This is a genomic window from Streptomyces sp. SudanB52_2052 (assembly GCF_964272415.1).
In the GTDB taxonomy this organism is placed as follows: Bacteria; Actinomycetota; Actinomycetes; order Streptomycetales; family Streptomycetaceae; genus Streptomyces; species Streptomyces olindensis.
Window position 1 is genome coordinate 6,896,369 of the sequence record NZ_OZ186796.1, and the last position, 13,165, is coordinate 6,909,533.

Genomic DNA, 13,165 nt, shown 5'->3' on the forward strand with positions numbered 1-13,165 from the left:
CCGCCCCCGACCCCCGCCTCGTTCATCCCCGGGCCCAGGCCGCCGCGATCCGTGCGGCCAGGCGGACGTTGCCGCGGACCGCCGCCAGGTTGGCGCTCAGGGAGGCGCCGTCGGTGTGCCGGACCAGGTAGTCGAGGAGGAACGGGGTGACCGCCTGGCCGGTGATCCCTTCCTCCTCGCACGCGTGCAGCGCGTCCGCGAGCACGCGTGCGTGCAGCTCCGGATCGAGCTGCTCCTCCTCGGGGACGGGGTTGGCGACGATCAGCGCCGACTCGGGGCCGTCGAGCGTGTCCTGGGCCCGCATGACGCCCGCCACCTGCTCCGGCGTCCGCAGCGTCCAGTCCACCGGATGCCCCGAGTCCGACAGATAGAAGCCCGGGAACCTGTCGGTGCCGTAACCGGCCACCGCGACACCCAGCGTCTCCAGCCGCTGCAGGGTCGCCGGCACGTCCAGGATCGACTTCACCCCGGCGCACACCACCGTGATCCGCGTCCGCGCCAGCAGCCCCAGGTCGGCCGACTCGTCCTGCGTCACCGTCCACTCCCGGTGCACCCCGCCGAGCCCACCCGTGGCGAACACCCGTACGCCCGCCCGCGCGGCCAGCAGCGCCGTCGCCGACACCGTGGTCGCCCCGCTCACCCCGGACGCCACCGCGAGCGGCAGGTCGCGATGGCCCAGCTTGCGGATCCCGTCCTCGTTCGCGACCCGCTCCAGCTGCTCCTTGTCCAGCCCGACATGGGGCCGCCCGTCGAGGACGGCGATGGTCGCGGGCACCGCGCCCTCCCGCCGCACGGCCGTCTCCAGCTCCAGCGCCACCTGCAGGTTGCGGGGCCGGGGCAGCCCATGGGCGATGATCGTGGACTCCAGGGCCACCACGGGCCGGCGCGCGTCGATCGCCTCCCGCACTTCTTCGGACACCACCAGCACCACGCGCCCGCCTCCTGTCAGTCGGTCAGTCGGTCTTCCTCATCTCTGGCGGGCGGCGCGCCGGGCCAAACCCTTGCGGGCTGTCGCGGACCTCACGAGCCTGGGGTGCATGACGGACCACACCGCACGTCTCGACCACGTCGTCCTCTGGGTGCGCGACCCGCTCGCCGCCGCCGACTTCTACGAGAAGGCCGTCGGCCTGGAGGCGCTCAGGCTCACCGAGTTCGCCGCCGGCGAGGTGCCGTTCCCCTCCGTCCGCGTCAACGACGCGACCATCCTCGACCTCATGCCGCTGACCTTCGCGGCACGCATGACGATGCTCCCCGGCGCCGCCGACAGCGCGGGACACCCCGTCAACCACGTCTGCCTGTCGCTGCCCCGCGGCGACTTCGACGCCCTCCTCGGCCGCCTGGAGGAACGCTCCGTACCGGTGTCCGACCTCTCGTACGACTCCTTCGGAGCCCGGGGCAAGGCCACGCGCAGCTTCTACTTCCGCGACCCGGACGGCAACGTCTTCGAGGCGCGGCACTACGACTGACCAGGCCCGTGCCTCCCCGGCCCGGGCCTCAGAACAGAGGCTCGGGCAGCACTCCTTCCAGGGCGAGCAGCTTCCGCTTGGTCTCCAGCCCGCCCCCGAAGCCGCCGATGCCGCCACCGCTCTCGACGACCCGGTGACAGGGCACCACCACCGGCAGCGGATTGGCGCCCATCGCCATGCCCACGGCCTGGGCGGCGCCGGGCTGACCGACCCGCCCGGCCAGATCGCCGTACCCGACGACCGTGCCGTACGGCACGCCTGAGGCGAGCTCGCGCAGGACCTCCCGGTTGAAGCCGGAGATCAGCGACCAGTCCAGCGGGAGGTCGAAGTCGCGTCGCTCACCCGCGAAGTACGCCTCGAACTGCCGTATCGCCTCGGCCAGCAGCGGGGAGCCGGGTGCCTCGACGGGCTCGGTGCCGAGCCGCGCCGCCAGCCGCTCGACCGCCCGGTCCCGCACCTCGTCCGTGGCGTGGAACACGACGTTGACCAGGCCGCCTGGGCCGGCGGCCAGCAGCAACGGCCCGATCGCGCTCTCCACGACCGCCCACACGACCCGCGGCTCGACCCGCTCCTGACTGTCCATGCGCCCACGGTACGACCCGCCACTGACAACGCCGTCCCGACGGGACGACGGATCACCCGCGCACGGCCTTGCGCACCACATCCGGCTTGTTCGTGATGATGCCGTCGACGCCGTAACCGGCGACCCGCTGGGCCGTCGCCGCGTCGTCGACCGTCCAGGTGAAGACCTCCATCGGCCTGCCGTGCGGCCCGTCGAACGCCTGCACCGAGGCCACGTAGGCGGGGGAGAGCGAGCCGTGCGACGGGTTGATCTGGTCGGCGAAGCCGGCGTAGTCCAGCAGGTCCGACACGGGCGGCGTCCCCAGGAAACCGGTCTTCACGCCGGGCTTCAGCTCGTGCACCGTCCGCACGCTGTCCGCGCTGAAGCTCTGCACGATCAGCCGGCCCGCCAGATGGCGCCGGTCGAGCCAACCCTCGTTGCTGAGGACCTTCAGCGTCTGCCGCTCGATGCCCGGGTACAGCTCCGGGTTCTTGATCTCCAGGAGAAGCTTCTGGTGATGGTGCTCGACGCGGTGCACGAACTGCTCCAGCGTCGGCACGCGCGCGCCCGCGTACGCGGGTCCGAACCAGCTGCCCGCGTCGAGACGGGCGATCTCGGCGGCCGTGAAGTCCCTCACCTTCCAGGGAGCCCGGTCGGGGAAGACCTCCTCGACGTCGGTGGTGCGCCGCAGGTTGTCGTCGTGGAGGACGACCAGCTCGCCGTCCCGGGTCCGCTGGACGTCGTTCTCCACCCATCGGATACCCAGCTCCGCCGCCTTGTCCACGGCGGCCAGCGTGTTCTCGGGCGCGTACGCCGAGGCCCCCCGGTGCGCGATGACCAGCGGCGACACACCACCTCCGGCCGCCCGCGCGGGGGAGGCGGGAAAGAGGAGGGCGGCGGTGCCCAGGAGTGCGGTGGTCGAGGCGGCAACAGCGCGCGCGTGCATGCGTACTCCTCGCGTCGAGCGATCACTACGTCACAGACAGCACCACTGTGACAGCAGAGGGTCAACGCGAGAGGGGTGCAGGATGGCCACACGTTGAACGGAGATGACCCAACTCCGCTCACTGGTGCCGCACAACTGCGGCAAGGGCGTGTTTCTTTGCCGGAAAGTCGTTCGACCATTCCGGTGGGGGTCATACTCTCTGCGTCAACCCTGACCGCTCGTGCGGTCCTGGGAGGGGGCGCACATCAGGAATTCCGGGACGCAAAGGGCGGGAAGGGCAGCCGCGCATGCAGGGCACGGTCGACGGATTCAGCTACGGCCTGGTCACACCCCTGGTGGCCTACCTCATGGCCTGCCTGGGCGGGGCCCTGGGCCTGCGTTGCACCACGAGATCCATGCTCGTCGCCCAGTCCTGGCGCCCCGGCTGGCTCGCCCTCGGCTCGGCCGCCATCGGTTCCGGCATCTGGACCATGCACTTCATCGCGATGATGGGGTTCACGGTGCATGGCACCCCGATCCACTACGACAAGTCGATGACCTTCGCGAGCCTGGCCGTCGCGATCGTGATGGTGGGCATCGGGATCTTCATCGTCGGATACCGGGGAGCCCGCGGGACGGCCCTCTTCACCGGGGGCACGATCACCGGCCTGGGCATCGCGTCGATGCACTACCTCGGCATGGCCAGCATGCGCCTGGACGGGAAGCTGGAGTACAACACGTTCACCGTCGGCGTCTCCGTCGTGATCGCCATGGGCGCCGCCACCGCCGCCCTGTGGGCGGCCGGCCAGGTCAGGGGATTCCTGTGGAGCGTGGGCGCCAGCCTCGTCATGGGCCTCGCCGTCAGCGGCATGCACTACACCGGGATGGCCGCACTCAGCGTCCACCTCCACGGCACGGCCGAACCCACCACGGGAGAGTCGCCCGCGGCCCTGCTCGCCCCCATGCTGGTCGGTCCGCTCGCCTTCCTGCTGCTCGCGGGCGTCGTGGTGATGTTCGACCCGTTGATGGTCATGGGCAAGCCCACCGTCGCCCCCGTCGAGCACCGGCCCGGCATCCCCGCCCACACCCACACCGCCGTCCCGCACTCCGCGCACCGCCTGCGGTTCCGCCCCCGCCGCGCCGTGGAGCACCGAGGAGCCCGCACCCCGCAGAACCGCTGATCGGAGCGCGTTGTCAGTGCGGGGTCGTACGGTGGATTCCATGCGGCCCGTTTCCCAGATCGAACGCACGGTGGCGCCCTTCGAGGTCGTCAGCCCCTACCAGCCGAACGGCGACCAGCCGACGGCCATCGCCGAGCTCGCCCGGCGCATCGAGGCAGGCGAGAAGGACGTCGTCCTCCTCGGCGCCACCGGCACCGGCAAGTCCGCCACCACCGCGTGGATGATCGAGAAGCTCCAGCGCCCCACGCTCGTGATGGCGCCGAACAAGACCCTGGCCGCCCAGCTGGCGAACGAGTTCCGCGAGCTGCTGCCGAACAACGCCGTCGAGTACTTCGTCTCGTACTACGACTACTACCAGCCCGAGGCCTACGTCCCGCAGTCGGACACCTACATCGAGAAGGACTCCTCGATCAACGAGGAGGTCGAGCGCCTGCGCCACTCCGCGACGAACTCGCTCCTCACCCGCCGCGACGTCGTCGTGGTCGCCTCGGTCTCCTGCATCTACGGCCTCGGCACCCCGCAGGAGTACGTGGACCGCATGGTCCCCCTCCGCGTCGGCGAGGAGATCGACCGCGACGAGCTGCTGCGCCGCTTCGTCGACATCCAGTACACGCGCAACGACATGGCCTTCACCCGCGGCACCTTCCGCGTCCGCGGCGACACCATCGAGATCTTCCCGGTCTACGAGGAGCTCGCCGTCCGCATCGAGATGTTCGGCGACGAGATCGAGGCGCTCTCCACCCTGCACCCGCTCACCGGCGAGATCATCAGCGACGACCAGCAGCTCTACGTCTTCCCGGCCTCCCACTACGTCGCCGGCCCCGAGCGCATGGAGCGGGCCGTCAACGACATCGAGAAGGAGCTGACCGAGCGCCTCGCGGAGCTGGAGAAGCAGGGCAAGCTCCTGGAGGCCCAGCGCCTGCGGATGCGCACCACGTACGACATCGAGATGCTCCGCCAGATCGGCACCTGCTCCGGCGTGGAGAACTACTCGATGCACTTCGACGGCCGCCTGCCCGGCTCCCCGCCCAACACCCTCCTGGACTACTTCCCGGACGACTTCCTCCTCGTCATCGACGAGTCGCACGTCACGGTCCCGCAGATCGGCGCCATGTACGAAGGCGACGCCTCCCGCAAGCGCACCCTCGTCGACCACGGCTTCCGGCTGCCCTCCGCCCTGGACAACCGCCCGCTGAAGTGGGAGGAGTTCCAGGAGCGCATCGGCCAGACGGTCTACCTGTCGGCGACCCCGGGGAACTACGAGCTCTCCCGCTCCGACGGCGTCGTCGAGCAGATCATCCGCCCCACCGGCCTCGTCGACCCGGAAGTGGTCGTCAAGCCCACCGAGGGCCAGATCGACGACCTGGTGCACGAGATCCGGCAGCGCACCGAGAAGGACGAGCGCGTCCTGGTCACCACGCTCACGAAGAAGATGGCCGAGGACCTCACGGACTACTTTCTGGAGCTGGGCATCCAGGTGCGCTACCTGCACAGCGACGTCGACACCCTGCGCCGTGTCGAACTGCTGCGTGAGCTGCGCTCCGGCGAGTTCGACGTGCTCGTCGGCATCAACCTGCTGCGCGAGGGCCTCGACCTGCCCGAGGTGTCCCTGGTGGCGATCCTGGACGCCGACAAGGAGGGCTTCCTGCGCTCCGGCACGTCCCTGATCCAGACCATCGGCCGCGCCGCGCGCAACGTCTCCGGCCAGGTCCACATGTACGCCGACAAGATCACCCCGGCGATGGCGAAGGCCATCGACGAGACCAACCGCCGCCGGGAGAAGCAGATCGCGTACAACAAGGAGAAGGGCATCGACCCCCAGCCCCTCCGCAAGAAGATCAACGACATCGTCGCCCAGATCGCCCGCGAGGACATCGACACCGAGCAGCTGCTCGGCTCGGGCTACCGCAAGTCCAGGAAGGACGGCGGCGGCACCAAGGCGCCCGTGCCCTCCCTCGGCAAGGCGGCCGAGATGGCCAAGCCCGCCAAGGGCAAGGGCAGGGGCAAGGCCAAGGAGACGGTACCGACCGACCGCCCCGCGGCCGAACTCGCCGAGCAGATCGAGGAGCTCACCACGCGCATGCGGGCCGCCGCCGCGGACCTCCAGTTCGAGATCGCGGCCCGGCTGCGCGACGAGGTCTCCGAGATGAAGAAGGAACTGCGCCAGATGAAGGAGGCGGGATTGGCCTGACAGCGGACGGCGTACGCGCAGTGTTGCAAGACCGACACAAAGTGCGGACCGGGCTACGTCGCTGTCAGTGCCCCTGCGTAGTGTTCAGGTCAACCGCGACTGCGCGGCAACAGGGGACGTTCGAGAGGGGAATCAGCGCGTGACCGTCAACATGACCAAGGGTCAGGCCATCAGTCTGCAGAAGAACGACGGCGGCAGCCTGACCGCGGTGCGCATGGGTCTCGGCTGGCAGGCGGCTCCCCGGCGCGGCCTGTTCGGCTCGCGCACGCGAGAGATCGACCTCGACGCCTCCGCCGTCCTGTTCGCGGACAAGCAGCCGGTCGACGTCGTCTTCTTCCGCCACCTGGTGAGCGACGACGGCTCGGTGCGCCACACCGGGGACAACCTGGTCGGCGGTGTCGGCCAGGGCGGCGACGACGAGGCGATCCTCGTCGACCTCGCGCGCATCCCGGTCCACATCGACCAGATCGTCTTCACCGTGAACTCCTTCACGGGCCAGACGTTCCAGGAGGTGCAGAACGCGTTCTGCCGCCTCGTCGACGAGACCAACGGGCAGGAGCTCGCCCGCTACACGCTCGCCGGCGGCGGCCAGTACACGGCCCAGATCATGGCGAAGGTGCACCGCTCGGGTTCGGGCTGGACGATGACGGCCCTGGGCAACCCGGCCAACGGCCGTACCTTCCAGGACCTGATGCCGTCCATCCTGCCGCTTCTCTGAGAACGGGCGGGACCCGGACCGCAGGGGCCGGCGAGCGGCACACGACACCACACAACGACACAGGGGGACGAAGGCGATGACGGCCGAGCTGGTGCGGGGGCAGAATCACCCGCTCTCCCAGGTCCGTCTCGAGATCCGGGTCTCGGCCGGCACGCCGATCGTGGCAGCGGCCGCGCTCAGCGACGAGACCGGCAGGATCCACGGCGTGGAGTGGGTGGCCCACCCGGGCGCGCCCACCCAGCCGGGTCTCGAAGTGTCCCGGCAGGCCGCCGCCGACCACCGCCTCGCGGTGGACCTGGACGCCATGCCGGAGACCGTCCACCGCGTCAGCGTGCTGCTCGCCCTGCCCGCCGGCGGGGCGGGCCCGGTCCGTTTCGGCGCCTTGGCCGCCCCGTTCGTCGCCGTCACCGGCCTCGACGGCGCCGAGGTCGCCAGCTACACCATCACGGGCCTGGACGCCGAGTCGGCCGTCGTCGCCCTGGAGCTGTACCGCCGGCAAGGCGCCTGGAAGGTGCGCGCCGTCGGCCAGGGCTACGCGGGCGGCCTCGCCGAACTCCTCACCGACCAAGGGCTGCCGCAGGCCCGGCAGCTCGCCGGCAGCATCAACGACGCGGTGGCCCAAGGGCTGGCCCGCTCGGTGCAGGCGCCCCCGCCGCGCACGGCGGACGGCGACCGCTCCCGGCAGGCGGCGGCCCCCGCCCTCGGCCCGGACCAGGGCGGCACGGCGCCCCAACCCGGGCCGGTACCACCGGTGTCCCCGTACGGCGGGCAGACGACCGGCGGACAGACGACCGGCGGACAGGGGCAGCCGCCCGGGTACCCGGGCGCCGCGCCGGACCCCTCGGCCGTCAGCCAGCCCGCCGCCCCCACCCCGGGCGGCGGCCCGATCGACTACAGCCATCCGCGCCGCCGGAACGCCGCGCCGCCCCCGCCTCCGCCCACCGCGCCCCCGGCCGCCCCCGGACAGCCCGCGCAGCCCGTCGCGGGCGACGCGACCGGCTGGTCCATGGAGGAGCGGCTGTACAACCAGGTGTGGGGCATGTTCGAGGACCTCGCCCGTACCACCGCCGCCTACCGCAGCGCCGTCGACTTCGCCGAGTCGCGCATGGACAAGGAGCTCGAACAGGTCCTGTCCGACCCGCGCAGCCGGATCGGCGGGCAGGGCGACGCCGCCCGCGAGGCGGCCCGCGCCCGGCACGCCCAGCTCGTCGACCAGGCCAGGGAGGCCCTCGACCGGGACCTCGCCCAGCTCAAGGCCGAGGTCGACGTCGTCGAACCAGCCCTGCCGCCGGCCTACGCCCGTTGGGACAACCCCGTGTGGCACGCCTACCGGGTGCCGATGGAGTTCCCCATGGCCCTGCGCCTGGGCGACCTGCATCTCCCCGAGGCCGACCGGATCCGCATCCCGATGCTGGTCCGGCTGCCGCTGGAGCGGGGCCTGTGGATCGACAGCGGACGGACCGAGTCGACCGAGGGGCTGTTCACCGACGCGCACACATCGGGACGTCTCGCCATGGAGACGGCGGTCGCGCACGCGGCCCGGCTGCTCGCCGTCCACCCGGCGGGCGAGTTCACCGTCCATGTCATCGACCCGGCCGGCTCTGGAGCACAACCCCTGGCGCCCCTCGTGCAGAGCGGTGTGCTCGCGGCCCCGCCCGCGCTCGGCGCCGCCGGGGTGACGGACGTGCTGACCCGGCTCACCCAGCGGGTCGACCTGGTGCAGATGGCGGTCCGGGGAGGCGCCGCCGACTCGCTCCCGCCCGGCTTCGACACCTCACAGCAGCTGCTGATCGTCAACGACTTCCCGCACGGCTTCGACGACCGGGCCGTGAACCAGCTGCGCTACCTCGCCGACGAGGGGCCCGCCTTCGGCGTCCACCTGATGATGGTGGCCGACCGCGAGGAGTCCTCCGGCTACGGTCCTTTGCTCGACCCGCTGTGGCGTTCGCTGCTGCGACTGACCCCGGTGCCCGACGACCACCTCGCCGACCCCTGGGTCGGCCATGCCTGGACGTACGAGCCGACGCTCGTGCCGCCCGGCAGCCAGGTCCTCCAGCAGGTGCTCACCCAGGTCGCGGCCGCCCGTACCAAGTACTCGTAAAGCCCTCTGACCAGGGATTTTGGTCTTTCTTTTGCCAAGCGCTTTACCTGTTCTTGGTAATTGGGTACTGTTGTCGGCACGGAGGGGAGTACTCCCTGTCTGCTGCGGCGTACCCGTCAATACGGATCAGGTCGATACGGCCTGGTCCCGGGGCGTCGGCCCATCGTTGGGTGGAAGAGACCTCCGGCAGCTACGACGCTGACATTTGCCGTGACGACTGCCGGAGGCGCAGTGGATGTTTCCGTGACCCTGTGGGTCCTGACGATCGTGGGCCTGGCGGCCCTCATCGCCGTCGACTTCTTCATCGGCCGCAAGCCGCACGACGTATCGATCAAGGAAGCCGGAATCTGGACGGTCGTCTGGATCGTCCTGGCCGTGCTCTTCGGGCTCGGCCTGCTGGTCTTCGGCGGCGGCCAGCCGGCCGGTGAGTTCTTCGCCGGCTTCATCACCGAGAAGTCGCTGAGTGTCGACAATCTCTTCGTCTTCGTCCTGATCATGGCGAAGTTCGCGGTGCCCTCGCAGTACCAGCAGCGCGTGCTGCTGATCGGCGTGCTCATAGCCCTGGTCCTGCGCGCGATCTTCATCGCCGCCGGTGCTGCGATCCTCGCCAGCTTCTCGTGGGTGTTCTACCTCTTCGGCGCCTTCCTCATCTGGACCGCCTGGAAGCTCATCCAGGAGGCCCGTGCGGACGAGGAGGACGAGGAGTGGGAGGAGAACAAGCTCCTCAAGGCCGCAGAGCGCCGCTTCGGCGTCGCCGACCGCTACCACGGCACCAAGCTGTGGATCCAGCAGAACGGCAAGCGGGTCATGACCCCGATGCTGGTCGTGATGCTCGCGATCGGCATGACGGACGTGCTGTTCGCCCTCGACTCCATCCCCGCGATCTTCGGCCTGACGCAGGACCCGTACATCGTCTTCACGGCCAACGCGTTCGCCCTGATGGGTCTGCGGCAGCTGTACTTCCTCATCGGCGGCCTGCTGAAGAAGCTGGTCCACCTCTCCTACGGCCTGTCGATCATCCTCGGCTTCATCGGCGTGAAGCTGGTGCTGCACGCCCTGCACGAGTCCGGGGTGCACGTCCCCGAGATCAGCATCCCGGTCTCGCTCGGCGTCATCTGCTCCGTCCTGATCGTCACCACGATCACCAGCCTGCGGGCTTCCAAGAAGCAGGCGGCGGCCGAGGCGGCGCAGGCGCAGAGCGGAAGCGCTCCGAAGGACAGCATCGACGTCTGACCACGCCGGACGTAGGAACAACCATCACCGGGACCGGTGCTCGGCGAATTGCCGACCACCGGTCCCGGTGCTTGCTTGTTCCTTGAACGGTTCCCCCGCCCGGGGGCGCCGTGGCCGGCTGGAGGTGCCATGAAGTTCGTGCAGATCATCGACTTCGAGACGAGCGCTTGGACGAGATGGAGCAGCTCCTCGAGGAGGCCGGGCAACATCTCGCCGGCCGGACGGGCGGCCCCACGCACCGCATGCTCCTGAAGGACCGCGACAATCCGCGCCGCTACCTGGCGCTGATCGAGTTCGAGTCGTACGACGAAGCCATGCGCAACAGCGACGACCCCGAGACCAGCAGGATGGCGGAGCAACTGGGCGCGCTCTGCCTCGGGGAGCGGGTGTACACCAACTGCGACCTCCTGGACGCACGCGACCCCAAGTAGCCCGGCAGCACACGCCATGGGGCCACGCTTGCGGCGGGAGCCGTCCTGGCCGCCGTGCACCACGCCGAAGTGGTGGCCCACCGGGTCGGCGAACCGTTCGGCTCCCTCGTGCTCGCCGTCGCCGTCACGATCATCGAGGTCGCCCTCATCGTCACCCTGATGGCCGATGGCGGGGACAAGAGCTCGACGCTGGCACGCGACACGGTCTTCGCGGCCGTGATGATCACCTGCAACGGCATCGTCGGCCTCTCCCTCCTGGTCGCCTCACTGCGGCACGTCACGGCGGTCTTCAACCCCGAGGGCACCGGCGCCGCGCTCGCGACCGTCGCCACCCTGGCCACGCTCAGCCTGGTCCTGCCGACGTTCACCACGAGCAAGCCGGGCCCCGAGTTCTCCACGGTCCAGCTGACCTTCGCGGCGCTCTCCTCGCTGATCCTGTACGGCCTGTTCGTCGCGACGCAGACCGTGCGGCACCGGGACTACTTCCTGCCGATCACCCGGCAGGGCGAGGTGATCACCGCGGAGGAGCACGCCGCGGCCCCCTCCGCCCGTGCCGCCCTGATCAGCCTGGGGCTGCTGGGCCTGGCCCTGATCGGCGTGGTCGGCCTGGCCAAGGGGGTGTCGCCCACCATCGAGTCCGGTGTGGCGGCCGCCGGGCTGCACCACGCCGTCGTCGGCGTGATCATCGCGCTGCTGGTGCTGCTCCCGGAGAGCATCGCCGCGCTGCGCTCCGCCCGCCGCGACCGGGTGCAGACCAGTCTGAACCTCGCCCTCGGCTCGGCGATGGCGAGCATCGGCCTGACCATCCCCGCCGTGGCGCTCGCGTCCGTCTGGCTCTCCGGGCCGCTGGTCCTCGGCCTGGGCGCCACCCACATGGTGCTGCTCGCCCTGACGGTGGTGGTGGCCTCGCTGACCGTGGTCCCGGGCCGGGCCACGCCGCTCCAGGGCGGGGTCCACCTGGTGCTGTTCGCGGCGTATCTGGAGCTGGCGATCAATCCCTAGGCCGGCGGTCAGCCGGAAGCAGCCTCCGCAGTCGCCCCCACCGGCACCGGACGCGTCTCCGGCAGCAGGGTGAAGCAGCCCAGGCTGAGCAGCGCGATCGCCGTCAGGTACGCGGCCACGCCCCACGGCACCCGCCCGCCCTGCTCGGCGAGGGCCGTCGCCACGATCGGCGTGAGGGCACCGCCGACGACCCCGCCGAGGTTGTAGCCGACGGCGGCGCCGGTGCAGCGCACCCGCGGTTCGTACAGCTCCGGCAGATACGCGGCGATCACGGCGAACATCGTGATGAACGAGAGCATCGCCCCGAGGAAGCCCAGGAACATCGGCAGCGGCGCGCCGGTGGCGAGGAGCGCGACCATGGGGAACATCCACAGGGCGGCGGCCGCGCAGCCGGCCAGGCACAGGGGGCGGCGGCCGTAACGGTCCCCGAGCAGCGCCACCAGCGGTGTGAGCGCGCCCTTCACGAGGACGGCGCCCATGATGCAGGTCAGCATGACGGTGCGGCTCACCCCGAGCCGTTCCGTGCCGTAGGAGAGGGACCAGGTCGTCACGGCGTAGAAGATGGCGTAGCCGATCGCGAGGGCGCCGCCGGTCAGCAGGAGGAGACGCCAGTGGTGGCGCACGACCTCGACGAGCGGCACGCGCGCGTGGTCGTCGATCTCCAGGAAACGAGGGCTTTCGGCGAGCGACGAACGCAGCCACAGCCCCACCACGGCCAGCACGCCCGCCGCCCAGAACGGCACCCGCCACCCCCACGCGGCGAACTGCGCCTCGGACAAGGTCGCCGACAGGCCCAGCACCACACCGTTGGCGAGCAGGAACCCCACCGCGGGCCCGACCTGGGGGAAACTCGACCACAGCACGCGCCGCTCGGCGGGCGCGTGCTCCACGGTCAGCAGTACCGCACCGCCCCACTCCCCGCCCAGCCCAAGCCCCTGCAGGAACCGCAGGACCAGAAGCAGCAGGGGAGCGACCACGCCGATCGTGTCGTACGTCGGCACGCAGCCGACCGCGACCGTGGAGGCACCGGTGAGCAGCAGGGAGGCGACGAGGACCGGCCGTCGCCCGTGCCGGTCCCCGATGTGCCCGAACAGCACCGACCCCAGCGGCCGGGCCACGAAACCCACGCCGAAGGTGGCGAAGGCGGCCAGCGTCCCCGCCACCGGCGAGAAGGTCGGGAAGAACAGCGGCCCCAGGATCAGGGCCGCCGCGGTGCCGTAGACGAAGAAGTCGTAGAACTCGATGGCCGTGCCGGCGAGTGAGGCGGCCGCGAGGCGCGGCATGGAAGGTGCCCTTACGGTGCGTACGTCGTGCATGCCGCGTCAACTACCTACGGTGACGGGCGGTTACGGGGG

General features: G+C 70.7%; 10 protein-coding genes and 2 pseudogenes. 8 read left to right on the forward strand and 4 right to left on the reverse strand.

The features are described 5' to 3' along the window. Positions 1–22 precede the first annotated feature (22 nt). Positions 23–931, reverse strand: a complete 909-nt coding sequence (locus tag ACSUPV_RS30875) for a pseudouridine-5'-phosphate glycosidase (protein ID WP_359790752.1) — start codon at positions 929–931, stop codon at positions 23–25. A 106-nt stretch (positions 932–1,037) separates the two neighbouring features. Between ACSUPV_RS30875 and ACSUPV_RS30880 the strand changes: the two genes are divergently transcribed. Beyond that, positions 1,038–1,466, forward strand: a complete 429-nt coding sequence (locus tag ACSUPV_RS30880) for a VOC family protein (RefSeq protein ID WP_031115587.1) — start codon at positions 1,038–1,040, stop codon at positions 1,464–1,466. Positions 1,467–1,494: 28 nt separating this feature from the next. Here ACSUPV_RS30880 and ACSUPV_RS30885 read toward each other — a convergent pair whose 3' ends face one another. Together ACSUPV_RS30885 and ACSUPV_RS30890 are read right to left on the reverse strand one after the other, a co-directional pair. Beyond that, positions 1,495–2,049, reverse strand: coding sequence for a methylated-DNA--[protein]-cysteine S-methyltransferase (locus ACSUPV_RS30885; RefSeq protein WP_436948972.1), 555 nt, complete (start codon positions 2,047–2,049; stop codon positions 1,495–1,497). Positions 2,050–2,101: 52 nt separating this feature from the next. Continuing rightward, positions 2,102–2,974, reverse strand: coding sequence for a glycerophosphodiester phosphodiesterase (locus tag ACSUPV_RS30890; RefSeq protein ID WP_436948973.1), 873 nt, complete (start codon positions 2,972–2,974; stop codon positions 2,102–2,104). Positions 2,975–3,261: 287 nt separating this feature from the next. Here ACSUPV_RS30890 and ACSUPV_RS30895 point away from each other — a divergent pair, with 287 nt between their 5' ends. The 7 genes and pseudogenes from ACSUPV_RS30895 to ACSUPV_RS30925 all read left to right on the forward strand — a co-directional run. Then, on the forward strand, positions 3,262–4,134 hold the full coding sequence (locus ACSUPV_RS30895) for an MHYT domain-containing protein (protein WP_031115584.1): 873 nt from the start codon (positions 3,262–3,264) through the stop codon (positions 4,132–4,134). 40 nt (positions 4,135–4,174) lie between these two features. Then, positions 4,175–6,325: an excinuclease ABC subunit UvrB gene (gene uvrB / locus ACSUPV_RS30900; RefSeq protein WP_436948974.1), complete on the forward strand. Its 2,151-nt coding sequence runs from the start codon at positions 4,175–4,177 to the stop codon at positions 6,323–6,325. A 139-nt stretch (positions 6,326–6,464) separates the two neighbouring features. Next, positions 6,465–7,043 carry a TerD family protein gene (locus ACSUPV_RS30905; RefSeq protein WP_031115582.1) on the forward strand — a complete coding sequence of 193 codons (579 nt, stop codon included), beginning with the start codon at positions 6,465–6,467 and terminating at the stop codon, positions 7,041–7,043. 76 nt (positions 7,044–7,119) lie between these two features. Continuing rightward, positions 7,120–9,144 (forward strand): TerD family protein, encoded by a 2,025-nt coding sequence (locus tag ACSUPV_RS30910; RefSeq protein ID WP_436948975.1) that lies wholly within the window; start codon positions 7,120–7,122, stop codon positions 9,142–9,144. Between the two features lie 231 nt (positions 9,145–9,375). Beyond that, positions 9,376–10,377 carry a TerC/Alx family metal homeostasis membrane protein gene (locus ACSUPV_RS30915; RefSeq protein ID WP_063740735.1) on the forward strand — a complete coding sequence of 334 codons (1,002 nt, stop codon included), beginning with the start codon at positions 9,376–9,378 and terminating at the stop codon, positions 10,375–10,377. 129 nt (positions 10,378–10,506) lie between these two features. After that, a pseudogene (locus ACSUPV_RS30920) lies at positions 10,507–10,808 on the forward strand (hypothetical protein). A 24-nt stretch (positions 10,809–10,832) separates the two neighbouring features. Continuing rightward, positions 10,833–11,810 (forward strand): annotated as a pseudogene (locus tag ACSUPV_RS30925) (calcium:proton antiporter); the annotation flags it as partial. Positions 11,811–11,818: 8 nt separating this feature from the next. On the opposite strand, the gene ACSUPV_RS30930 reads toward ACSUPV_RS30925, so the two are convergent. After that, positions 11,819–13,093 carry an MFS transporter gene (locus ACSUPV_RS30930; RefSeq protein WP_037757056.1) on the reverse strand — a complete coding sequence of 425 codons (1,275 nt, stop codon included), beginning with the start codon at positions 13,091–13,093 and terminating at the stop codon, positions 11,819–11,821. Positions 13,094–13,165: the final 72 nt, after the last annotated feature.

Excerpts from the sequence above, each read along its gene's own strand:
- ACSUPV_RS30890 (WP_436948973.1), bottom strand. The coding sequence starts at position 2,974 with ATGCACGCGCGCGCTGTTGCCGCCTCGACCACCGCACTCCTGGGCACC.
- ACSUPV_RS30880 (WP_031115587.1), top strand. The coding sequence starts at position 1,038 with ATGACGGACCACACCGCACGTCTCGACCACGTCGTCCTCTGGGTGCGC.
- uvrB (WP_436948974.1), top strand. The coding sequence starts at position 4,175 with ATGCGGCCCGTTTCCCAGATCGAACGCACGGTGGCGCCCTTCGAGGTC.
- ACSUPV_RS30910 (WP_436948975.1), top strand. The coding sequence starts at position 7,120 with ATGACGGCCGAGCTGGTGCGGGGGCAGAATCACCCGCTCTCCCAGGTC.
- ACSUPV_RS30885 (WP_436948972.1), bottom strand. The coding sequence starts at position 2,049 with ATGGACAGTCAGGAGCGGGTCGAGCCGCGGGTCGTGTGGGCGGTCGTG.
- ACSUPV_RS30930 (WP_037757056.1), bottom strand. The coding sequence starts at position 13,093 with ATGCCGCGCCTCGCGGCCGCCTCACTCGCCGGCACGGCCATCGAGTTC.
- ACSUPV_RS30895 (WP_031115584.1), top strand. The coding sequence starts at position 3,262 with ATGCAGGGCACGGTCGACGGATTCAGCTACGGCCTGGTCACACCCCTG.